Annotated in this window: 14 protein-coding genes; 12 read left to right on the forward strand and 2 right to left on the reverse strand. The window is 47.2% G+C overall.

Annotated features, from left to right (window positions below; translation table 11 throughout):
• Position 1 precedes the first annotated feature (1 nt).
• Positions 2 to 1,009, reverse strand: a complete 1,008-nt coding sequence (locus BUB16_RS01815) for a 2-dehydro-3-deoxygalactonokinase (RefSeq protein WP_073059099.1) — start codon at positions 1,007 to 1,009, stop codon at positions 2 to 4.
• Positions 1,003 to 2,157 carry a galactonate dehydratase gene (gene dgoD, locus BUB16_RS01820; protein WP_073059100.1) on the reverse strand — a complete coding sequence of 385 codons (1,155 nt, stop codon included), beginning with the start codon at positions 2,155 to 2,157 and terminating at the stop codon, positions 1,003 to 1,005. The genes BUB16_RS01815 and dgoD overlap by 7 nt, the downstream gene beginning before the upstream one ends.
• 619 nt (positions 2,158 to 2,776) lie before the next feature.
• On the opposite strand from dgoD, the gene BUB16_RS01825 reads away from it, so the two are divergent.
• From BUB16_RS01825 to BUB16_RS01880, 12 genes are all read left to right on the forward strand, one after another.
• The gene (locus tag BUB16_RS01825) at positions 2,777 to 4,414 is read left to right on the forward strand and encodes a sodium/sugar symporter (RefSeq protein ID WP_073059101.1); all 1,638 of its coding nucleotides are present in this window, start codon (positions 2,777 to 2,779) and stop codon (positions 4,412 to 4,414) included.
• A 57-nt stretch (positions 4,415 to 4,471) separates the two neighbouring features.
• Positions 4,472 to 5,659: a galactokinase gene (gene galK, locus BUB16_RS01830; protein ID WP_073059102.1), complete on the forward strand. Its 1,188-nt coding sequence runs from the start codon at positions 4,472 to 4,474 to the stop codon at positions 5,657 to 5,659.
• Complete coding sequence (locus BUB16_RS01835) at positions 5,656 to 6,696, forward strand: UDP-glucose--hexose-1-phosphate uridylyltransferase (protein WP_073059103.1); 1,041 nt, start codon at positions 5,656 to 5,658, stop codon at positions 6,694 to 6,696. Before galK ends, BUB16_RS01835 begins: the two co-directional genes overlap by 4 nt.
• Before the next feature lie 379 nt (positions 6,697 to 7,075).
• Positions 7,076 to 8,389 carry a Gfo/Idh/MocA family protein gene (locus BUB16_RS01840; RefSeq protein WP_073059104.1) on the forward strand — a complete coding sequence of 438 codons (1,314 nt, stop codon included), beginning with the start codon at positions 7,076 to 7,078 and terminating at the stop codon, positions 8,387 to 8,389.
• 422 nt (positions 8,390 to 8,811) lie between these two features.
• A complete protein-coding gene (locus BUB16_RS01845) occupies positions 8,812 to 9,396 on the forward strand; it encodes an RNA polymerase sigma factor (RefSeq protein ID WP_073059105.1) in 585 nt (194 codons plus the stop codon).
• Between the two features lie 153 nt (positions 9,397 to 9,549).
• Complete coding sequence (locus BUB16_RS01850) at positions 9,550 to 12,708, forward strand: PVC-type heme-binding CxxCH protein (protein WP_084087948.1); 3,159 nt, start codon at positions 9,550 to 9,552, stop codon at positions 12,706 to 12,708.
• Positions 12,709 to 13,146: 438 nt separating this feature from the next.
• Positions 13,147 to 14,211 carry a FecR family protein gene (locus BUB16_RS01855; protein ID WP_073059107.1) on the forward strand — a complete coding sequence of 355 codons (1,065 nt, stop codon included), beginning with the start codon at positions 13,147 to 13,149 and terminating at the stop codon, positions 14,209 to 14,211.
• Between the two features lie 131 nt (positions 14,212 to 14,342).
• Positions 14,343 to 17,564 carry a SusC/RagA family TonB-linked outer membrane protein gene (locus BUB16_RS01860; RefSeq protein ID WP_211483053.1) on the forward strand — a complete coding sequence of 1,074 codons (3,222 nt, stop codon included), beginning with the start codon at positions 14,343 to 14,345 and terminating at the stop codon, positions 17,562 to 17,564.
• A gap of 360 nt (positions 17,565 to 17,924) precedes the next feature.
• Positions 17,925 to 19,625: a RagB/SusD family nutrient uptake outer membrane protein gene (locus tag BUB16_RS01865; protein WP_073059108.1), complete on the forward strand. Its 1,701-nt coding sequence runs from the start codon at positions 17,925 to 17,927 to the stop codon at positions 19,623 to 19,625.
• Positions 19,626 to 19,857: 232 nt separating this feature from the next.
• Positions 19,858 to 22,290 carry a family 10 glycosylhydrolase gene (locus BUB16_RS01870; RefSeq protein WP_073059109.1) on the forward strand — a complete coding sequence of 811 codons (2,433 nt, stop codon included), beginning with the start codon at positions 19,858 to 19,860 and terminating at the stop codon, positions 22,288 to 22,290.
• Positions 22,291 to 22,419: 129 nt separating this feature from the next.
• A complete protein-coding gene (locus BUB16_RS01875) occupies positions 22,420 to 23,571 on the forward strand; it encodes an exo-beta-N-acetylmuramidase NamZ family protein (protein WP_170864243.1) in 1,152 nt (383 codons plus the stop codon).
• Positions 23,572 to 23,878: 307 nt separating this feature from the next.
• The gene (locus BUB16_RS01880) at positions 23,879 to 25,360 is read left to right on the forward strand and encodes a sulfatase-like hydrolase/transferase (protein ID WP_073059111.1); all 1,482 of its coding nucleotides are present in this window, start codon (positions 23,879 to 23,881) and stop codon (positions 25,358 to 25,360) included.
• Positions 25,361 to 25,495: the final 135 nt, after the last annotated feature.

Below are 25,495 nucleotides of genomic sequence, written 5' to 3' on the forward strand. Positions count from 1 at the left end.
TTTAGTTGTTGGTGTTAATTTGTCTTAAGATGCTGCGCTGACCCAGCGATGTTATTTCCTCTTCCTCCTTGATCTCAGGTCGGATCACTTTCCGTCCCAGTACGTCCAATGCTGCTGCATAGTACTGTTGCAGCCGGCTACTGCCCCAGAGTATAATCGGGGTCCGTGCGGCCGGCTTCATCTCTTTCAGCTCGGTCCCGATTAACAATCCGCTTAGAAAATCATAGTTGCTCCCTTTATCTGAAGTATCCCTGAGGAGGTCGCGCGCGCGAATTCCGAATAATGAATGCAGTAAGTTTTTTTGTTGAGCTTCCTCAACTCCTTTCTTGAAGTCCCGGCCGGGAGCGGCAGCGCTATCCATATCCTCCGCAACGGAAGCAGACAGTATACTTTGAGATGAGATTATATCAAAAAGCTCCCCGGTCATATACGTTTTGAATGAGATAACTGTACGGTCTTCTACCACCACGTGTTTACTGTGAGTTCCGGCCAGGAGGAATAATCCCTCTGATATATTCAGTGTTGAATGAAGGCCCAAAAGTTCCGTTTCTTCGCCCCGCATAACATCATCCGATGAACAAAGTCCCGATACAAGGTATAAATCACAGGGAAACCGGTCCGTCGCTGCAACCATTTCGATATTCAGGTTGGGATCATCGAGTTCAAAGGGCAGGGGAGCATAGGCAAGCTCTTTGATGCCGATACTTGAAGAGGCCATTCCGGACAGAATGACGGGGGGATAATCGACAGCAACGGGAGAAGTGCTTTTCAGTTCTTCAACTTTTTGCATCAGAAAGGACTGGTAGAAATCAATCCGGCTCAACTCACCACCGTAGGCTGTCCACCGCTTGTATATTTCTTTAATCCCGGTTTTGTCTTTAATGGCGGTGATGACGCTCCCTGTGTCCGATGCTACGAGCCTAAGGCGAAAGGAGGAGGTGCCCCAGTCGCAGCTCAGGAAAAAGGGGGTGGTATGTATAGTTTTGTTTTTCAGGGCAGCGGCTACCATTCGGTTATGGATCCATCTTCGTTTCGCCAGATCGGGTTATGCCAGTCGTGTCCCTCCCTGGCCGACTCCTTCACTTTATCCTCATCAATCTCCACGCCCAGTCCCGGCCGGTCATTACGCTTGATATACCCATTCTCAACCGCAAAAATTTCCGGATTAGCCATGTAATCCAGCAAATCCATACTGTCATCGTGGTAGTGGATACCTAAGCTCGTTTCCTGGATGAGAGCGTTCGGGGTACTAAAATCAAGTTGAAGTGCCGACGCAAAGCTAATGGGTCCCAGGGGACAATGGGGAGCGACAGCGACATCATACGTCTCGGCCATGGCGGCTATTTTCCGGGTTTCCCAGATCCCGCCTGCGTGACTCAGGTCCGGCTGAATAATATCCGTATACCCGTGTTCGAGCATTGGCCGGAAGCCTGATCGTCCGTACAGACGCTCACCCATGGCAATCGGGGCGGAGGTGTACCGGGAGATAACCTTCAGGGCATCGAGGTGCTCAGACAATACCGGTTCCTCTATAAACATCGGTTTCAGGGGATCGAGTGCCCGGACCAGTCTTTTGGACATGGCCTTGCGGACCCGGCCATGGAAGTCCAGTCCGATATCGATATCCCACCCAAGGTGGTCCCGTACTTCAGAGAGTTGCCCAACAACCGCATCAATCTGCCCGGGGGTTTCCAGCCACGCCACCTTCCCGACCGCATTCATCTTCACATGCCGGAATCCCGTTTGCCGGCGCTGCTGAATAGCCTCAATAAGCTCCGAGGGTTCATCTCCTCCAACCCAGGAATAGACTTTCATCTTATCCCGGACCGGCCCGCCCAGCAGTTCGTAAACGGGAACCCCAAGCGCTTTGCCCTTAATATCCCACAGCGCCTGCTCAATCCCCGAAATCGCACTCATGAGAATGGGTCCCCCGCGATAAAAACTGCCCCGGTAGAGCGTTTGAAAGATATCTTCGATATTTCCGGCCCTTTTGCCTATCAGGTCGCTGCTAAACTCCTGCACAGCCGCCATTACCGTATCCGCTTTGCCCTCCACAATCGGCTCTCCCCAGCCCTCAATACCATTGGAGGTAGTGAGTTTTAAAAAAAGCCATCGGGGAGGAACTTTGTACAGGTCTATTTTTTCAATGCGACTCATGGCAGCAATAGTGATATTAGTATGATAAGATGGATTTTGTAACCCGTTTTTTTAATCGGACGGCCGGGATAAGAGCTATAAAAGAATTCGTGTCCCGGATTAAATCCCTTTATTGCCCGGGCCTGTATGGCAAGAAGCTTTAAAGCGCAAGCGAATGCGACAGCTGATCCTCCTTATACCGAATGCTTCTACAGGGAAAGAGGAGCTTTTTTTATGTTCTCGTGTGAAAAATACGGGCTAATAATAGTTATGTACTGCAAATTCAGTTTGTTTAGATGCATCATGGAATGTTAAACAGATACCACTGTATACAAAATAATTTATGCTAATTAAAAGTTTTTTTATTGTTTACACAAACGCCCGACGATAAAATAGCAAATACGGGCTTATATTTGTTAACGATAACATAAAATTCTATATTTTAATCATCAAAACATTTTATACTTTGTCATTTTTTATTATACGTTACCTGCTTGACAGACTAACCTACGTTCCACCGGTTGTTGGCTTCTGCCGCATCGTTACAAAACCAATGCTTGAGGTCGCGGGGACACAGAAGAGTACTGGAAAACCAATACACAACGGACGGCTCCTTTTTTTAAAACTTAATTGATTCAGCATGCAGTTTTCTACCATCGACACCATTGTCTTTATCCTGTATTGCGTTCTCATCGTTGCGATCGGGCTTTGGGTTTCCCGTGATAAAAAGGGACATCAAAAAAATGCAGAGGATTATTTCCTGGCGGGGAAATCCCTTCCGTGGTGGGCTATCGGAGCGTCCCTGATCGCAGCAAATATCTCCGCAGAGCAGATCATCGGTATGTCGGGGTCGGGCTTTGCTGTGGGACTCGCCATCGCCTCCTATGAATGGATGGCGGCCGTAACGCTGATTGTGGTTGGAAAATACTTTCTGCCCATTTTTATAGAAAAAAAGATCTTCACTATTCCGGAATTCGTCGAAAAACGGTTTAATACTACACTGAAAACTATTCTGGCGATCTTCTGGATTGCGTTGTTTGTCTTCGTTAATCTCACCACCGTACTCTACCTGGGGGCTCTGGCCCTTGATACCATAATGGGTACGGGGGATGGCACTTTTATGATTCATGCGCTGCTAGGCATGGCAGTCATTGCCGCTGCCTATTCGCTGTATGGCGGACTTTCGGCCGTTGCGTGGACCGATGTTTTGCAGGTGGGGCTACTGGTGATAGGGGGGATTGTGGTTACTTTTGCCGGCCTCTATAATGTCACGCCCGAGGGAGGAATCCTAAACGGTCTGACCCATGTTTATGAGGTGGCCGGAGAAAAATTTACGATGATTCTGGATCGGTCCAATCCTGAATTCAACAATTTGCCGGGCATTGCTGTTTTAATCGGCGGAATGTGGGTAGCCAACCTTTATTACTGGGGATTTAACCAGTATATCATACAGCGAACCCTGGCCGCTAAATCGCTTAAAGAATCGCAAAAGGGTATAATCTTTGCCGGTTTTTTAAAATTGATCATTCCATTAATCGTCGTCATTCCCGGAATTATTGTGTACGTGTTGTATAATCAACCCGAAGGTACCACCCAGATTTCCGGCGTTGTTGATGTCTTTACCAGGCCCGATGGCAGCATCCAATACGATAATGCCTATCCCTGGCTCATGAAGGTCTTCCTTACGCCCGGCTTTCTGGGTCTTGTCGTAGCGGCCCTTGCAGCAGCTATTGTATCTTCTGTAGCTTCCATGCTGAATTCTGTAGCCACGATATTTACGATGGATATTTATATCCCGTATATCAATCAAAGTGCCACGGATAAACAAACGGTGAATATGGGACGTATCTCGGCCGGCGTAGCCTTGATCACCGCTGTTTTCATGGCCCCGCAATTAAATAGTGTACCCCAGGTGTTCCAATACATCCAGGAATATACCGGCATGGTAAGCCCTGGTATTTTAGCCGTATTTCTGATGGGACTATTCTGGAAGAAAACCACTTCAAAAGGAGCAATTTACGGAGTTCTGGCATCTATTGTAATTGCCGTATTTTTAAAAACACCGGCCGTTCAGCTTCCCTTTTTGGACCAGATGTTTTATACCCTTATCAGCACTATTGCAATCATCGCGGGGGTCAGTTTAACAACAAATCCCCGTGATGAAGACCCAAAAGCCATTCATACCACGGCCGAAATGTTCAAAACCAGTCCGTCTTTTAACATCGGAGCTTATGTCATTTTAGTGCTGGTAGCCTTACTGTATGCGGTATTCTGGTAAGGCTGATGTATGCATATTCTATATACAATCATAGATTTCAGATCGAATTCTCAGTAAATGCAGAAATTGAAAAAAATTGTAGCTGAATTTTATCAACGTTACGAGGGTGACCCGATACTGGTGCAGTCACCCGGACGCGTTAACCTGATTGGTGAGCATACCGATTATAACGACGGCTTTGTCCTTCCCGCCGCTATCGATAAACATATCTTTCTGGCACTGGCGGAAAATGAATCTAATCGCGGCAGGTTCTACGCCATTGATCCGGGTGAAACCTTTGAAGCCGATATCTCCGGACAGCTGTCAAAATCCGGCAAAGGCTGGCCCGATTACCTGCTTGGGGTCGTGGACCAGCTTCGACGCCACGGTTATGACCCCGGGGGCTTTGATTGTGTGTTCGGTGGCAACATACCCATTGGAGCGGGACTCTCTTCCTCGGCCGCGCTCGAAGGCGGCATGTTGTTTGGACTGTCCCGGTTATTCGAGTGGGAGATCCCGCCGGTGGAAATGGCAAAAATGGCCCAAAAAGCGGAAAACGACTTTGTCGGGGTGCAGTGCGGCATCATGGATCAGTTTGTCAGTTTGAACGGCAAAAAAGATCACGCCATGAAGCTGGATTGCCGTTCCCTGGAATATGAATTTTATCCCCTGAAACGCCGGGATATCCATATCGTTTTATGCGATACCCGTATTCGCCGTGAGCTGGCGTCCTCGGAATACAACGTTCGTCGCTCGCAATGTGAAGAAGGCGTTCGAATCCTGCAGCAGCATGAACCCGGTATTAACAGTCTCCGTGAAGTTTCCCCGGAGCTGTTGAACAGGCACGGGCAAAAAATGGATCCTGTTGTCTTTAAGCGCTGCACTTATATCCTGGAAGAAAACAAACGGGTGCAGGATGCCTGCAGGGATCTCGAAGAGAATGATATCCATGCTTTCGGGCAGCGCATGTACGCCTCGCACACGGGGCTCCGGGACCAGTATGAAGTCAGTTGCGCTGAGCTGGACATCCTTGTTGATGCGGCCCGCACTATCGACGGGGTGTTGGGGGCCCGCATGATGGGAGGCGGTTTTGGCGGCTGTACTATTAACCTCGTGGAAGACCGATACCTGGATTCATTTAAAGAACGGATTTCCCAGCGTTACCAAAAGATAACCGGTCAGCCGATAGCGATTTACCAGGCAAAAATTTCCGCAGGAACCCAACTCGTCGATCTTCCAAAAGCTAAAACCGATAAAGAGTTATGACACTTGATCTCACAAATCATCCGCACAGGCGTTTGAATCCCCTTACGGGCGAGTGGATACAGGTATCGCCTCACCGGGCCAGGCGTCCCTGGCAGGGAAAGAAGGAAAGTACGTCCGCCGCACAGAAGGCGGAGTACGCCTCCGACTGTTATTTGTGTCCGGGTAACGAGCGGGCGAGGGAGGCGAAAAATCCAGAATACGACTCCACCTTTGTCTTTACCAATGACTTCAGTGCCCTGAAACCGGATACCCCCTCCGAATACAGGAATGCCGGTGATCTGCTGGTTGCCAAAGGGGAAAAAGGCATCTGCAGGGTGATCTGCTTTTCGCCGCGCCATGATTTGACGCTGCCTGAGATGGAGACTTCTCAAATCCGGCAGGTCGTTGATCTGTGGACCCGCGAATACCGGGAATTGGGCAATCGTGATTATATCAATTACGTGCAGATTTTCGAAAATAAAGGGGAAATCATGGGATGCAGCAACCCGCACCCGCACGGACAGATATGGGCCCAGGAGACCATTCCTGATGAGCCGGTCAAGGAATGGAAACGGCAGGCTGAATATTACAAAAAGCACGGGCAAACGCTGCTGACAGACTATATGGATCTCGAACTGGAGCAAGAAGAGCGAATGGTGGTTGAAAACGAGCATTTTGTAGTCGTGGTTCCCTATTGGGCCTTTTGGCCGTTTGAGACACTGGTCATAAGCCGGCGCCCTTTTTCCCGGTTTACCGATATGACGGATGAAGAACAAGGGGGACTGGCAGATATTATCAAACAGATAACGGTCAAATACGATAATCTTTTTGAGGTTTCTTTTCCCTATTCAGCAGGCTTCCATCCGGCTCCAACCGACGGGGAGGAGCATCCGGAGTGGCATTTTCATATGCATTTTTATCCGCCGCTTCTGCGTTCGGCTACGATCAAAAAGTTCAGAGTGGGATACGAGATGCTTGGTAACCCGCAACGTGATATTACCCCGGAGGCAAGCACGAAGCTGCTAAAGGAATTGTCTCCCGAACATTATAAAAAATAGAGGCTTGATCGTCCGGCCCTATTTGGGGACCGCCAGTTGATGTTGAAGCTGCTTTTTCCAGCAAACTGTTTTAGAAAACAGACTGCCTGGGAAAAAACTGCCCGGTACTGCTTTCATACAGTAAATTATCAGAACGCTTCCTTTCTTATTTTGAATTCATCAATTTTATTACGTTCATACTGTATGCCGTTGACAGGAAGCTGGACTGCAGATACAGCCACTGCAATGGTATTGTAAAACAGCTGATTGTTTGCTGATATAAGGGGAGAGGGGTAAAATAACTTGAAATAATATCTATAAGCCATTGATAGCAATATACTAATGGAATTTATAGATTAAATCAGATCTGAAAAGTATTTTCAACTAAAAAAAGTGAAATATGGGTGAATCCAGAAAAAGTTTTATAAAGAAGTCCGCATTCGGAATGGCCGGCCTGACGATCGGTGGGATGGGAATGAGCAGTGCAAGCTATGCTAATATCATGGGCTCCAATGAGCGGTTGAACCTGGCGGTTGTTGGACTGGGACGAAGGGCTCATGCCTGGCCGGAGGCGATCGCCCTTGAAGAGAGCAACGCCCGGCTGTTATACCTGTGTGATGTCATGAAAAGCCGCCGCGAATCAGCGGCCGAAAACTATTCGGAGGTGCTGGGATACACCCCCGAGCTTGAAAATGATGTTCGCAAAATTTTGGAAGACAATGAGGTGGATGCAATCATCAACGCCACTCCCGACCACTGGCATGCTCCCGGCACCTGTTATGCTTCGGAGGCCGGGAAGCATGTCTACGTGGAAAAACCCTGCAGCCATAATCCCCGGGAAGGCGAGCTGCTGGTCGAATGTCAGAAGAAGTACGGCAATGTGATCCAGATGGGCAATCAGAGGCGGGCGTCCGCCATCACTCAGGAATTGATCAGCGAAATTCATAATGGGCTGATCGGGGAACCCTATAAAGCGGTTGCCTCTTATTATAACGACCGGGGAGAGGTTCCTGTGGCAACCCCGGCCCCGGTACCGGAAGGCTTGAACTGGGAGCTGTTTCAGGGACCGGCTCCCCGGCAGGAGTACGTGCACAACGCCTGGGATTACAACTGGCACTGGTACGGCTGGAAGTGGGGCACTGCTGAAGCCGGTAACAATGCGATTCATGCGGTGGATATTGCCCGGTGGGCCCTGCAGGTCGAACAGCCGAAACGGGTCGTCACCAATGCCCATAAACAACATTTCCCTGACGACGGGTGGACCATGTACGATACGATGGATGCCACACTGACGTTTCCGGGGGACAAAGTTATTCGGTGGGACGGTAAGAGTCGCAATGGCTACGATACTTATGGGGGACAGGGTCCGGTTGTGTACGGTACGGAGGGGGTTATCAAGTTCCTCAGCTCCGGATATGAACTATATGACCGGGAAGGCGATTTGATCCGTTCGGATTCGGACGAGGAAGATACGGGCCGAAGCAAAATAAACAGGCACGTGTTGAATTTTCTCAATGCCATCCGCGGGAAAGCGGAGCTGAATTCTCCTATTGATGAAGGAGCCACAAGTACACTGTTGTGCCACCTGATGAATATTTCCGCAAGGACAGGCAAGGCACTGGATGTCAACGCTGAAAACGGGCGTATCCAGGACGAAGGGGCCATGCAGCTGTGGGATCGTGAATACGAGCCGGGATGGGAGCCGAAGATATAACAATAACCCTATATCCAAAAGAAACTGTACTCAATTTGATGGCATGAAGGGATCTCACTTAATCTCCAGGCGTTCCTTTCTAGCTAATTCAGGCCTGTTATTGGCCGGAGCGGCGTTGAAGTTACCGGGCCCCGGATTGCCGGGCGGCCGTATCTATTGCTACGATACGCCGGCTATCGCCAAGCAAGGAAGTTGAACGAAAGGTGCTGTATGAAAACGCCAAAAGGCTGCTGCGGTTGTGATGCATTTTTTGAATTCACAAATTTTATTCTTTTAATACTTTATCAGGGCATCTGGGTTACATTTCGTACTTATTATTTTTTGATTGCCAGATCAGTTGGCTGGGATGACAGGGTATAAAAAAGCAATGAATAATCACGACTTGACCTACATACTAATTCTTTTTTTATAGCCACGGGATTATGAGTTCAGAGCATAGTGAGTCTTTATTATTAAAAAAGATCCGCGAGGGCGATGAATATGCTTTCGAAATAGCCTTTCTCAAGTATTACACTCCACTGTGCAAATATATCTGGAAGTACGTCCGGTCAGAATCGCTTGCCGAAGAGATCATTCAGGAGGTATTTGCCACGGTATGGGAAACGAGGTTCAATCTGGATCCGGGGGGACACCTTCGTGGACTACTGTACGAAATGGCTCGTAATAAAGCCCTGGATTATATCAAGCACCAGAAAATTGTCGATCAATATATTGCAGAAGCAAAACAGGAGAGGACAGAGACTCCACATACCACGATAAATTTCAACGAAAGTAGTAAGATACCGTTTGTCGATGAGGCCCGTGAGGCCGTCAATGATCTTCCACCCAGAGCCCGCCAAATTTATAAATTGAACAGGGAAGAGGGCCTTACCTACAAAGAGATAGCCGGCTACCTGGATATTTCCGTCAAAACGGTAGAATCCCATATGAGAAGAGTACTAAAGATACTCAGGGAGCGCCTGTCGAAATATTTGCCGTTTTTATTTCTTATACATGATTGCATGTAGTATTATACCGTTGAGATATAACAAGGTTTCTGTTGAGCTGGATATATCCGGCTGATCTTGCCTTCCCATGAGCACTTAAGTCCGTTCGGTAGCCGTATGAATGCTCAGAGGAAAGGGGATTGTAAATACTTCCCAAAATACACAAGGTGAAGAATGAAATTCTATTTGAGCGTAATACGGAATGAAAGAATGAGATGGGTACGGTTTGCACTTGGGATACTTATGATAAACTGGGCGGTACTTCTAACAGGTTGTGAGAAGAAGCAGGTCACCCAGATAGAAGGGCTCCAAGTGCCGGAAGGGTTCACCATAGAGCGGGTGGTATCTTCAGATCTGATCTCTTACCCCATGTTTGCCACCTTTGACTCTCAGGGGAGATTGTTTGTATTTGAATCCACGGAAACAAATACGATGGGAACCGACACCATGTTGGAAAATCCATCCTATCAAATTCGCTTGCTGGAGGACACGGATGGAGATGGCGTGTTTGATAAAAGTACCATTTTTGCTGACCAGATTCCGTTTCCAATGGGGGGAGAGTTCTATAATGGCAGTTTATACGTTACCGCTTCGCCGGATTTGCTAAAACTGACGGATACCAATGGAGATGGTGCGGCTGATGAGCGGGAAACCTTACTGTCGGGATGGACCCTTAATTCGAATGGGGCCATATTAAGCGGGCCCTTTATGGGACCCGACGGGTGGTTGTATATGGCTGGTGCCCGGCGGGGATATGCTATTAAGACTCAAGATGGAGATTCACTAACAGGAGAGGGCGCAAGAATATGGCGAACCAAACCCGATGGAACTGATTTGGAGTGGGTCTCGGCGGGCGGCTTTGACAACTCCATAGAAATTGCATTTATGCCCTCGGGAGAAACCATTGGAACCATGACCTATTTTACCGATCCGCAGAACGGCCAAAGAGATGCGTTAATGCACTGGGTAGAAGGTGGAGTGTATCCCAAATATCATTCAGTTATTGAGCAGGATCAGCTTGAATTATCCGGTGATTTAATGCCGGTGATGAGTAAGTTTCCCCGCATAGCTCCTTCGGGCTTGATGCGTTACAAAGGTTTGGCATGGGGACAAGCGTATCAGGGGAATTTGTTTAGCGCGATCTTTAATACCGGGGAAGTGCTGCGGCATAGCATCTCAAGAAATGGGGCTACCTATTCAACGGAGGATGAACCCTTTGTAACCGCAACGCGGGAGGATATTCACCCGACAGATGTGTTGGAGGACGCGGACGGGAGTTTATTGGTGGTGGTAACTGGAGGATGGTTCATTGAAGGATGTCCTCTTTCAAGAGAATCCAAGCCAAATGTAGAAGGAGGGATATACCGAATAAGAAAGGCAAAAGGCAATCAACACGTGAATGATCCATGGGGACAGGCTGTCAACTTTAGCGAGATGCCGGCCAGGGATCTGACGGAATTTTTTGCGGATTCCCGCCCGAAGGTAAGGGAAAAAGCATTAGAGGCCGTTGTTCAACAAGGAGGGAGGGCTGTAGCCGCTTTGCAAAACCTGTTGTCGTCGCCTAAGGAAAAGGTCCGTACGGCAGCTGTTTTTGCGCTTTACCGGATTGGTACGGCAGAGGCAAATGATGCCGCCCGGTCGGCTTTAACCGATGAAAGTGATCAAGTGCGAACAGCTGCTGCCCGTGTGGCGGGACTTGCAAAAGATATGGGAGCAATCGAAAAGCTGGAAGAGCTCGTACAGGCGGATGAGTCTCCCGCTGTTCAAAGGCAGGCCGCAACGGCGTTGGGACAGATTGGGGACCCGATCGCGGTCGATGCGCTGCTGAGAGCTGCCGATGGAGTCAGTGACCGGTTCCTCGAGCACGCCATCATTCATTCTCTCGTTACCCTGGGCGATTCTGACCCGCTAGTTGAGGCTTTAACGAGTACTTCTAACCAGGTCAGAAAAGCGGCTCTGACAGCACTGGACCAGATGGATTCTTCTTCTCTCACGAAAGACCAGTTACTCCCATTTCTTTCCAGTGAAAAAAAAGAGCTCCGGGAGGTCGGTGTTTGGGTGGCCTCACACCATCCCGAGTGGTCAGAGATCGTGGTAGACTTTCTTGATTCGGTTATGGGGACTGCTGAACTGACGGATGAAGAGGCGGTTTCATATGGAACCCTGATGAATACTTTTTGCGGGAATGATGATATGCAACGCTTTTTAGGAAACGGTCTATCCGCCCAAAATACTCCCCCGGGAACCAAACTAATATTCATAGATGTCATGAGCCGATGTGATATCCCGGAGCTTCCTGATCTCTGGGTGGATCAACTTGGAAAAGAGCTTAGAGCAGGATCTGACCAGGTGCGTTATGCGGTCCTGAACCTGATAGGCAGCCGTCAAGTTGAAGCGCTGAATCAACAGTTAAAGGAAATTATTCATAATCCGGAAGAAATCAATGAATTTCGGTTGGAAGCAATGAAAGCACGGGTGAGCATTCAGCCTCAAATAACTTGGGAAGAGTTTGAAATAGTCACAGATTACCTGAGTGAGGCAAACAGATCACCGGTCCGGCAATCAGCGGCCCGAATACTAAGCCAAGCGGAACTGAACGAGCAACAACTTTTGCATATTGCCCGAACGCAACTCCCTCGGGCCGATCCGTTTATGGTGCCGGGCCTGATAGAAACCTTCCAGGATAGTAAAAGTGAAAAAGTCGGGCTGGCGTTGGTAAAAGTCCTGAAAAATTCACCGGAAAACCTGGATAATGTCCCGCAGCAGGACCTGAAAAAGATAATAAATGCCTATCCTGAGTCTGTACAAGCAGCAGCAGCTTCGCTCATGAAAGAGATTCAAAAGAAGCAGTCAGAGCGCCTGGCTAAATTACAGAAATTGGAAAAACAACTTGGGAAAGGGGATGTGGGGGCAGGACGCAAACTGTTTTTTGGGAAAGCAACGTGTTCAACCTGTCATACCGTTGGAAGTGAAGGAACTGAATTTGGTCCCGACCTCACGAATATTGGAGCCATTCGGTCTCGCCATGATATATTGGAAGCTCTTGTTTTTCCTTCGGCCAGCTTTGCAAGGGAATACGAGACCTATCAGGTTACTACGAGTTCCAACAGTTATTCAGGTGTTATTGTAGAGCAATTGTCAGAAGCGCTTATTTTGTCGGTGGGACCGGGACAGAAAATTCGCATTACCCGGGATGAAATTTCTTCGATTGATACACAGAACATGTCATTAATGCCTCCCGGACTGGATCAGCAATTAACAAAGGCAGAACTTTCTAATCTGATGGCTTTTTTAGAAGCATTGCCCGATCAATTGACAAATCTGGAAGAATAGTTAGTAAAAGGACTTATTCGCATTGATTCCAATAGTTCTGGAAGGCGTTGCGAAACGGGTCTTTTGTCCAATTATGGTATTATAGTTCGGTTATAATTCTCACCTATGAGCTATATGCTGCGATTCCAACCTCGCTCCGGCCTTGACTTTTGAACAAACCCCGATTTTTCGAATCCCTTTTCTGGCTGGAAAACAAGAAATAAAAAATCAAGACTAAAAAAAGAATCATTCGCCGAAGCTGCACCGCCTAAAACTGACACCGTTGGGCGATGCAGTTCAAAATGGCTGTTATGTAGTATTGATCCTTGACCGGGTTTCAGCGGCGGTTCTTTTTTCCCACCTACCGTTTTAAATTATCACAGAAACTTTTTCCATAAAAGTTTAAGGGTAAGCGATTTTTCGCTCGTAATCCAAATGAACAGATGGAAAAAGGTATCTATGAACTGGAAAATTTTAAAGAAATATATACAAGGCCGCTGCTCGGAACAAGAGCTCAGGCAGCTGGGGGCATGGTTACAGGAAGATCCGGCCAATGAAGATTTTTTCAAATCCTTTATCGAGGATTGGGATCCGGAAGAGCATGCTGAATTTGAAGCGGACGCACAGGCGGCCTGGCAACAGTTTAAAAAAAGGAATAAGCTATCATCCAGTTCACAACCTATCGGCAGTGCTTCTACTAAAAAAAAGAGCTCGGCTTCTGCCAATCATTTCAAGGAGGTAGGCTCACGTGGTTACCCGTACTGGTTTTCCATCGCCGCTGCTGCTGTCATTCTCATCACCACCCTGTACTTTATTTCTCAGGACTGGTTGCAAGCTAATGAGCAAACCAAACCTACTGAGATAGCGGCCCAGAAAATTACCACGGACAGAGGTCAGCGGACGAATCTGCGACTGAGCGATGGAAGCCTAGTGACCTTGAATGCAGAAAGCAGCTTGGAAATACCAGAAAATTACGGAGATCCCACCCGTACCATCTATCTTGAAGGCGAAGCCTTTTTTGAGGTGGAGCATGATGAACAACATCCTTTTATCGTCATTACGCCCCGGGGATATGTGAAAGATCTGGGGACCCAGTTTAATATAACGGCCTATGATTCAAGCAGGATCGAAGTAGCCGTAAAAGAGGGATTGGCATCGCTGGGGACAGTGAAAAAAGGAATTATACAGAAAGAGCTGGTGGAACTAACTCCTAATAAGTTAGGAATATTGAAAAGGGTAGGAGGACTTACGGTATCTGATATTACGGACATGGAGGAGTTTACCGGATGGGCGGAAGGAAAGCTGGTCTTCAGAGAAACCCCATTCCCGGAAGTGGTACAGCGGTTAGAACGCTGGTTTAATATAGAATGTATTACCGAAGATCCTCAATTAAAAGAACGTACCCTGACAGCCACCTACAGTAATATGCCGCTCGACGAGGTACTTGAGGTGCTCTCCGTCTCGGTGCGCGCCTCTTACGAGCGGGAGAAACGAACGGTAACGTTTAGAGATAACCAAGAATAATTATAAAGGTAATCTACCATAAACTTATAATAATAATTTAAAACTATGGGACTATGAGAGTTATAAGGATACTAAGCTTTTTTTTCTGTAAAAGTATCGGAATACTGCTTCCTATCTTTTTGGTAAGTTCGATGATGGCAAATGCCCAGGATATAAATAATGAGGCAGCATTGGCCGATATGTATAAGGAAAAGGCTTTAAGTGAGATGAAAGCCGGTGGAGAAGCAACGACCTCTACTAAACTTAAAACGGTTGTTGCTCTCAATCAGGGGACACAAAGTCTTATCAATGTCCTTGAATCTATCGCCCGTCAGGCTGACTTGAAGCTTTCATACAGCAAACAATTTGTACCTCTGGATAAGAAAGTAGTTATAAGGGAGACAGAGGCAACGGCTGAAAGAGCTTTATGGCATGTGCTGGAAGATACGCCCTTTCGTTTCGGTATTTCTGCCAGCGGACAGCTGGTGCTGCTGAGAATGTGGGAAGCACCGGCTAAGGCGCAACAAGAGACGGTAACCGGTACGGTTACTGATGAGGAAACGGGAGAAACCATGCCGGGGGTAAATATAGTTGTTAAAGGAACAACAACGGGTACTTCATCAAATCAAAATGGAGAGTTTGAACTGGTTGTACCATCTCTGCAGGATACCTTAATGGTATCATTTGTTGGCTATCAAACTCGTGAAGTACCCATAAATGGACGTACTACACTGGAGATAAACCTTCGTCCCGAAGCCGTTTTGGGGGAAGAGCTCGTGGTTGTAGGATATGGAACACAGCAACGGGCAGATTTAACCAGTTCTATTGCAACAGTGGATGTTGACAAAACACTGGCTTCACGACCAATTACTGATGTGGCAAGAGGTCTACAGGGATCGGTAGCAGGTTTGACAATTACTAACCCTTCCGGAGAGATTGGAACTGACTCTAATATTTCACTCCGGGGAATTCAGGGATCATTAAACGCACCCGGAGGGGCCGAACCTCTTATCCTGGTTGATGGGGTAGAAATCGAAAGTCTCAATCAAATTAATCCGAATAATATTGAGTCTATTTCAGTGCTTAAAGATGCCGCATCGACCGCTATTTATGGAAGCCGTGCAGCATGGGGTGCAGTCCTTATAGAGACGAAACTCGGCAAAAAAAACACACAACCTCAACTGGATTATACCAACAGTTTCTCGTTTGCCACCCCCACTAATGATCTTAATCTTGCGCCGGCGGCTGAAGGAACAGAAATGGCATTTGAAGCTCTACAACGATCTAATCCCTCAACGAATGTTTTTGGGGTGGTTGGTATGTATTTTGACGAAACAGCTATTCAGAAAATGCGTGAATGGGAGGAACAGTATGGTGACCAAAAACTGAGCAATGAAATGGTAATGGGACGGGATTTTGAAATGCGCGACGGCCGTCTGTTTTTCTATCGTCCCTGGGACGCGGGTGATATGTTTATGAAAGATTGGACGCCCATGCAAAGACATAACATGAATGTATCGGGCGGAACACAATCGACAACTTATAATATCGGATTGGGTTATCTCGACCAACATGGAGTGTTGGATATCAGTAATGATAAATGGCAACGCTATAATGTCGATATTGGGCTTCAGGCCGATGTAAACAATTGGCTGGATGCACGTGGTAAGTTCATGTTTGCCCAGACTGAAAGAACACGACCCTATACGAATTACGGTTCTACTTATGACTACTGGTACTATCTGTACCGATGGCCTCGTACCTACCCCTATGGTACCTACGAAGGCCGTCCGTTTCGCAATGCCGTTACCGGAATCAAACAAGCAAATAAATCACTCTATACCTCATCGTTATCTCGTATTAGTGTTGGAGGGACAGCCACTCTCGCAAAAGGATTTACTATCGACACTGATTTTACTTATAACCGCAAAGAAGATCATCTTGATCAGACAGGAGGAAAAATTCAGGGATATAATTTTTGGGCTGGCGGTGGTGAACTTAATTATAGCACCTATTCCAGTCCCTCTTTTAACAACGTGAATTACACTTCCGACTGGACACGCAGGAGTAATTTACGGGCTGTGGCTACTTATCAGAATGATTTGCAAAATCATTCTTTTAAAATACTGACTGGTGGTGAGGCGGAAATGTTTGATTTTACCTCACAGTACTCCGAGCGCCGGGATTTGCTTGATCCCAGCAAGGGTGAAATTGATTTGGCCAACGGCGACCAGTTTGTAAATGGTGCACGCAGCAATTGGTCTACGGTTGGATTCTTTGGACGGTTAAACTACTCATATGAGGACACCTACCTTTTGCAAGTAAATGCTCGGTATGATGGGTCATCTCGTTTCCCTCCCAACCAACGCTGGGGATTCTTTCCCTCCGTTTCGGCCGGTTATAAAATAAGTGAAGAAGCATTTATGGACGCTACCAAACCTGCACTTACTTTTTTGAAGTTACGAGCTTCTTATGGCTCAGTTGGTAATAACGCTGTGGGAACATACCCATATATTGCGACAATGGGTTCCTATGGTTCTGACTGGTTGATCGGCAGTAGCGAAGATGAAGTAACGTTTGGAACACCGGGCGCTGTTTCGAGCTCACTTACCTGGGAAACCGTGACAACACTCGATTTTGGTTTCGATGCTCGTTTGTTCCAGGATAAGTTAAATGTTTCTTTTGACTGGTATAACAGAACTACGAGCGATATGCTCTCGGCTGGTATCTCACTGCCCTCTACTTTTGGTACCAGCTCGCCCAGGAGAAATTATGGCGAGCTGGAGACAAAAGGATGGGAGCTGGAGTTGGGTTGGAATCACTCTTTTAGTGATAATGATGCCTACGTGAATGTAACGGGTACACTCGCTAACTTTTCCGAAGAGATTACCAAGTATGCAAATACCACCCAGGTAATCGGAACAAATTATACAGGACGCGTTCTGGGTGATATTTGGGGCTACGTTACTGATCGTTTATTCAGGCGTGATGATTTTCAGCAGGACACCGAGGGAAATCTCATTACTGACGAAGATGGAAATTATATCCTTAAGGAAGGGATCCCTGATCAATCCGCTCTGGATGACGGCTCATTCTCATTCGGCCCCGGTGATGTTAAATTCAAGGATATAAATGGGGACGGAGAAATTAATTTTGGCAGCAATACCAGAGAAGAACCAGGAGATCGAAAAATAATTGGCAATTCTACACCCAAATTTCAGTATGGCCTGCGTATTGGAGGCGGGTGGAAAGGATTCGACATGAGTTTGTTCCTACAGGGCGTTGGGAAACGGGAATTTTGGGCTAATGGCCCAATATTTGTTCCTGGATTTCGTCCGCATGAGGGGTGGTTTGATCATCAGCTTGACTATTAGACACCCGATAATCCTGACGCCTATTATCCTCGTCCTACCAATCAGCTGCAATCAAGTTACACGCGTAATTTCCGTCCACAAACACGCTATATCCTCGATATGTCCTATATGAGGCTTAAAAATTTAACCATTGGTTATACGCTGCCTGCTTCACTTACCTCCATAGTTAATATTGATAATCTGAGGGTATATGCAAGCGGTGAAAACTTATTCGAGTTAGATAATGTAAATGTTCCCCTTGATCCGGAGACTGACTATACGCCCACTAATACAGGCAGTTCATTTGGTCGTGTGTATCCGTTTCAGCGGGTCATCTCTGTCGGTTTAGAAATGCAATTTTAACATTTTTTATACACTATTATGAGACGATTAATTCAAATATCGATAGTTTTTGGGATATGCATCACGGTGATCGGTTGTGAGGACTTCTTGAATCAGCCGCCACAAGATGAATTTACTGATGAAACTTATTGGACCAGTGAAGGTAATGTGCGTACTTTCGCCTGGGGCTTTTATGAAGCTTATTTCTGGGCGTACGGACAAAGCTTTTCCTGGGGAGATTATTTCTCAGGCCAGTCGTTAAATGATGATTTTGCTCCGTCAAGTCCGCCAAAATTTGTTGATCAGACTCCCACTTCGGGGGGCGGTTGGTCTTTTGATTGGGTTCGTAAAACTAACCTATTCATTGACCGGGTACAGGACGTACCCATGAATGAAGAAGCCATTAGACACTGGACTGGAATCGGACGGTTTTTTCGGGCCCTGGAATACAACGACCTTGTAAAACGGTTTGGAGATATTCAGTGGTACGGCGAAGTGCTGCAGGAAAATGAAACTGAGAAACTGTATAAAAAACGCAATTCACGGGTAACGGTGATGGACAGCGTGTTGGCTGATTTTCAGTATGCTGTGGAAAACGTTCGGGAGGATGATGGTACGGATCAGCTGACTGTCAATAAATATGTAGTGCTTTCTTTTATGTCCCGGGTCTTTTTGTACCACGGAACCTATCTCAAATACCATGACATTAACCAGGCTAAGGCAACCGAATATCTGCAGGCTGCCAAAGATGCAGCCAAGCAGGTAATGGAATCTGGGCGGTATTCGGTATCTGATGACTATCGTGGTTTGTTTAATTCCCTGGATTTAACCGGAAACCCGGAGGTCATTCTATTTAGAAAGTATGCCACAGGATCCATTACCCACAGTCTGCACAGCTACTCCAACAAAGAGCCGCAGACAGGAGTCTCCAAAGATGCCATCGAATCTTATTTGGCTGATGATGGTCTGCCTGTTGCAATTTCACCTGAATATCAGGGAGACAAATCCATCGAAGATGTAATGGCTAACCGGGACCCGCGAATCCACGAGACCTTTGTGCAAGAGTTGCGTCTAAATGGAATTGATGGCAATTATTCTACTTCCGGTTATGCGCAACACAAATTCTTCAACGAATCCATAGCAGGTCTGCCGGAAGGAAATTCAAATGATAATACAACCGACGGCCCTGTTATCCGTTACGGTGAAGTGTTACTGAATTATGCTGAGGCCAGTGCGGAATTGGGAGAACTGACTCAGGCAGATCTTGACCAGACGATCAATGTACTTCGCAGCAGATCAGGTGTGGATATGCCTCACCTGCAGGTTATCGGCAATCAACCCGCTGTAAACGGTCAAACGTACGATGATCCGGAACGGGACCCTTCGGTTCCTCCGATGATTTGGGAGATCCGTCGGGAGCGCAGGGTAGAACTGATGATGGAAGGCTTTCGGCTGGATGATCTAAAGCGGTGGAAGAAGCTTGAATATGTGGATACCATCGAAAATCCTGATATCAACCGGGGAGCATGGATTCAACGATCGGATTATCCGGCAACCGAAGGAGATGTGCATATCGAAAATGGAGCAGAAGAGGGATATATTGTTCCAGCCTTTGAAGCGCAAGATCAGCGACGATTTGATGATCCGAGGGTATATTTATATCCGATCCCACTCGATCAAATTACTTTGTATGAAAATAACGGGGTGACGTTAGAACAAAATCCGGGCTGGGAAAATTAAGCATTGAAACAGGATGAGCTATAGCAGGGATAGGGCCAACTGCCGCATCCAAAGTCCTGCTATAGCTATTCCTTCTTAAATTAATGCAATCATTTCATGTATACTTGGTAACGTGCATATATACCGATATCATTGATATCTATTACCTTTTTTAAATTATATGAGTCAGTCACCAACTCCGGTTTTAATACTACCAGGTAAAATATTACAGGCTCTTTTTCTTATCATCAGTATGATCGTTTCCGGATGCTCTTCACAAAAGATAGCAGTCGACGAGCAGCAGCCGGACGAGCAGAAAACAGGGCATGTGATGAGTCAGGCAGAGATGGAAGCTGAGGGTTTTCCTGAAATACCACGCGAATTCCGGGGCGTCTGGGTTGCAACTGTTGCCAATATCGACTGGCCGTCGGAGCCGGGCTTGCCAGTCGATGAGCAGAAAGAAGAGCTGTTGAACCTTCTGAACCGTGCCTCTGCAATGAATATGAATGCAATTATTTTTCAAGTGCGTCCCGCCGCCGATGCGTTATATAATTCGCCTTATGAGCCCTGGTCATATTTTCTGACCGGGAAAATGGGCGAGGCTCCGGATCCCTATTACGATCCTTTACAGTATGTTGTTGATGAGGCCCACAAACGCGGGTTGGAGCTCCATGCCTGGTTTAATCCTTACCGGGCAGGCCACCCGGCTGACACAAGCACAATATCGTCAGACCACATTAGCAAAAAAAAACCAAATCTCGTCCATCAGTTTGGGGATTACCAGTGGCTTGATCCGGGATTGGCCGATGTGCAGGAACACAGCAGACGGGTTATTCTGGATGTGGTGGAAAGATATGACATAGACGGCGTTCACCTGGACGATTATTTTTATCCCTATCCGTCCTATGCCGATGGCAAAGAATTCCCGGATAGCCTGAGCTGGCATCAGGCATTGGAAGAGGGGACCACCATGAGCAGGGACGATTGGCGAAGAAACAATGTGGATGGATTCATCCGGCAACTGTATACAGATATCAAAGAGGTTAAGCCTGAAGTAAAATTCGGTATCAGTCCCTTTGGAACCTGGCGGCCCGGCCATCCGGAGCGAACCGGCGGATTTGATGCATATAAGCAGCTTTATGCGGATGCAAGGTTCTGGCTGCGCGAGGGATGGGTTGACTATTTTTCCCCGCAATTGTATAACAGAATAGACAAGGTCATAAGACCCTTTCCGGTAATTTTACAGTGGTGGTCGGAGCAAAACCTTAAGAATAGGCATATATGGCCGGGCCTGTATACTGGCAAATCGTCCGGGGGTAACGGCTGGCCGGTAGAAGAGATTACCGGCCAGGTATATATTGCACGGGGACAGCCGAATGTGACGGGATCGGTTCATTTTAGCATGCAAAGCATGATGGATGAGAACGCCTCCCTTGTCAGGCATTTGGCGGCCGGACCCTATGCAGAGCCGGCACTTATACCAGCTTCCCCCTGGCTTGACAGCAAGCCACCCGATCCCCCCCATGCGTCGTTAACAACCAATACAGAGAAGTTTAAAATTAAGATGTCGCCAGGCGGTAATGATAAAATCAGGTGGTGGGTAGTTCGTACAAAGTTAAATAACAGCTGGGAATTTGACATTGTACCCGGGACGAAGAAAAAAGTTACTTTGGCGCGGACGAATGCTGTAACCAGGCCTGATACCGTCGTCATAACCGGGGTTGATCGATCTGGCAATGAAAGTCCCGGTATTGTTTTGGTTCCTCCGGATATAAAGAAAGGCCGATCAATTGATAAAAAGATATCCAAGCCAAATAGAATCAAGCGAACAGACTGGGGATCCCCGCCTGCAGGAATAGCTGCCAACGCAGTCCGGCATGGCCTTTCAGAAGGAGATACGCTTCACTTCCGGGACTTGTCTATTGTTTTAAAAGAAATGCACAATGCCGGTGATACTCGCAAAGATTCAATTCCTAACGGCGATGCTAATCCTGATACGGCCCGTTTCACTTTACATCGAAATAGTATGGCAGAGGAAGTAAAGATCGCCGAGGGAGACGCATTTAATTGGAACGGCTATCATATTGGGATTTTAGCGGTTACGGTGGATAAGGATGATTTGGCAGGGGGATTTACGGAATTTGAAATAGCAACCGTAGGTTCATTACCCGTGGCACGTGCGGCGCATAAGGAGACAGGCGATGCTTCTCAACGGTTGCGTGTGCACCATGAAATCCAAAAAATTACACTACACCACAGCGGCAGCAGTGAACCTTTCACGGCCGATGAAGATCCGGTGGACCGGCTTCAGGGGCTCTATAACTGGGGAAAAGAAGAGCGCAACTGGTGGGATGTCCCGTACCACTACCTTATTGGCCTTGATGGAACTATATTTGAAGGACGAGATAGTCGCTATGCCGGAGATACGAATACCCCCTACCATACGCGGGGCAACTTGCTCATTAGCGTGATGGGCAATTATAATATACAGGAACCAACCCAGGCTCAAATTGAAGCGATCACAGATTTGATGGCATGGTCTGCAAAAAAATATGATCTTCCGGTCGATCACATTTATGGTCACTATAACTGGGCCGATACCAGTTGTCCCGGCTCAAATTTACGTAGTTATCTGGAGAATGGATTCTTCCGGGACGCAGTTGAAAAACGATTGAATAGCAAATAATGGACTTATAAAATTATTGGTATGACAAAATATCCGTATCCGCTCTTACTCATTGTATTCGCACTGTTATTATCCGCATGCCAAAGCAAACCCCATGAAGCAATTGTTACCACCGGGGCAATGCATCTCATGAATAATCAGTTTGATATTCTCGAGGGAAAAAAAGTGGGACTTGTAACAAATCACAGTGCTGTTGTGGGTGATTCCCTTTTGATTGATGTCTTTCATAATGCCGGCGAAGTTGAACTGGCAGCACTTTTTAGTCCTGAACACGGGATCCGGGGGCAGTCCGACGCTGGCGCCTACATAGATGACAGCATCGATACAAAAACCGGGATCCCTATTTACAGCTTATATGGGGAGACCCGCAAACCGACTCCTGAAATGCTAAAAGATATTGATGTGCTTGTTTTTGACATTCAGGATGTGGGAGCCCGCTTTTATACGTATATCGCTACTATGGGCTATACCATGCAGGCTGCCGCCGAACAGGATATTCCGTATGTGGTATTGGACCGGCCGAATCCTTTGGGTGGAGAAAAGGTGGAAGGCTTTATACCCACCAGGGATTACGACACATTCAGCGGGGTATACCCTATTCCCGTAACCCATGGAATGACGGTCGGGGAGTTTGCCAGGATGATAAAAGGCGAATCTTACCTGCAAAACTTAGACGAGTTGAAACTGGAGGTGGTGAAGATGCAGGGATGGACGCGGGATATGCTGTGGCCGGATACGGGATTGCCCTGGCGGCCACCCAGTCCGAATATCCCCGATTTTGAAACGGCTTTGATATACCCGGGAGCGTGCTTGATCGAGGCTACCAGGATGAGTGAGGGAAGGGGCACGCGGGAACCGTTTATACTGTTGGGAGCTCCCTGGGCGGGTGGTACAGTACTGGCCCAAAAACTGAACGGTAAAAAGTTGCCGGGATTAATTTTTGATCCGGCACAATTCACTCCCATAAGCATCGAGGGGATGGCTACAAGTCCGAAATTAGAGGGAGAAGCATTAGAGGGTGTCCGATATATAGTCACGGAACCAAGATCCGTACGACCCTTCGAAGCAGGGATACATGTGCTATCGGAGTTTTATCATTTAGTTCCCGATTCGGTCAAAGGTAATTTCTTCAGGCCTTCACGATTGAACACACTGGCAGGATCGGATCAGTTTTATGACATGATCAAAGAGGGTATCCCTGCGAAAATAATCGTAAATGCATGGGAGAAGCAGGTCACCTCTTTTAGGCAAAGAAGGCACCCGTATTTGTTATATGAGTAGTTTGCAAATGGCATTTCCGGTTTGCTCTTGGAACGGGCAAACTTAAATTCCGTAATAAATAAATAAATAAATCTTAATCCATTCAGACCGTATTACTGGCATATCTGGTTTAGTAATACGGTAGTTTTTTTACAAAATTTCTATCACAACAGAGTTTTCCGACTTTAATAAGATGCTTCGAAGAGTAGCATAGCAAGAACTATTTTATAGTTACAGATAAATTTCGTACTGTTGATTGAGTTTGGGAGACCCGCCTGCAGAGGGGATGTAGTAATAGTATCAATTAACCATTATGAACAGAATATTTATGACATCAAAAATATCGAAGGGCAAAAAGAATTTTTTAAAAAGCCAAAATATATTGGGTACCTGTTTGGCCCTGTTGGTGCTGCTTCAGGCCTGTAACTCAGTACAGAATAAAAGTAATGGCTCAGAACAAGGCCAGCGACCAAATATTCTCATTATTTCGATTGACAATCTGGGATACGGGGATTTTCGCACCTATAATGAAGCGTCTCCTATCGTTACTCCGAATATCGATAAGCTGGCCTCCCAGGGAGTTCGTTTTACCCGGTTTTATTCGGCGCCTACCTGTGCAGTGGCAAGAGCTCAGTTACTGACCGGGCGGTATCCGCATCGTAATAAACTTACCTGGCAGCTTCCGGGCATGGCGGGCAATTACGGGATCGGTCTGCCCCAGTCGGAAATTATTATTCCCCGGATGCTTGAGACAAGCTCTGCCGGCTATGCTACGGGCGTATTCGGCAAGTGGAATGTCGGATTTGCGCCCGGATCACGACCGACGGACCGCGGCTTCGATGAATTTTTGGGAAACGCCTCGGGGAATATAGATTATTTCAGCCATGTCTATGGGGGCATGGATGATCTTTATCACAACACGGAGTCGATCAATCGGAAGGGTGAATACACTACCGATCTTTATGCAGACACGGCCATCGATTTTATCCGGGAAAAGACCGAAAGATCCAACCCCTGGTTTGTCTATCTGCCTTTTAATGCGCCCCACCGCCCGGCATCAAAGAATGTAACGCCGGGTGAAGCAATCATGCGGCAAGCCCCGGATTATGCTTTTGAGCCCTATGACTTCGGACCTGATGTAAGGGATCCTCAAAAAAGATATAATGCAGTGGTAACGGCCATGGACAGGGCTGTTGGAAGGGTCATGGAATCGCTTGATTCCCTTGGAATTGCAGATAACACCTTTGTATTTTTGTATTCTGATAACGGGGGTTTTAGTGAGCCGGTGGAGGCTGGCGATCAGACCAATGCGCCTCTTCGGGGATATGGCAACACCTACTGGGAGGGAGGGATCCGTGTCCCCGCTTTCGCCCGCTGGCCTGGAAAAATTAAGCCAAACTCCGTGATAGATGTTCCCCTGTGGTCGGGAGATCTGTTTGTTGCAGCCGCTGAACTCGCCGGAGCTGATCTCCCCCGGGACCGGGTGATTGATGGAAAAAATCCGCTGCCGGTGATGACCGGCGAGACGGAACATTCCCCGCATAGCATGTTGTACTGGGGAGACTACAGGGGACACCAGGCCCTGCATCGGCAGGGGTGGAAAATCATTCGGGAGAGCCCGGATTCTTCCTGGCAGCTGTATAATCTTCAGGAAGATATTTCAGAATCAAATGATCTCGCTTCTAAGCGGCCTGAACTTGTGGAACGCTTGTCCCGTTCATTTGATGAAAAACAGGAGGAAATAGAGCATGATCTTATGCGGGAAGCGGATACGCTGGATACCAGCAAGCTTCCGCTGCGCCTTCGATAAAATATTGCGGGATTTTCGGACGGCATCCCGGGGTTATTTAACATAAGTTCAACCGATGCGAACTTGCTGCATGTTGGCAGACACCCAGTTTAGCTATAGATTGCCAGCTGTAAATTATGACAACAAAAAATTAAT

The sequence above is a fragment of the Fodinibius roseus genome, assembly GCF_900129315.1.
Taxonomy (GTDB): Bacteria; Bacteroidota; Rhodothermia; order Balneolales; family Balneolaceae; genus Fodinibius; species Fodinibius roseus.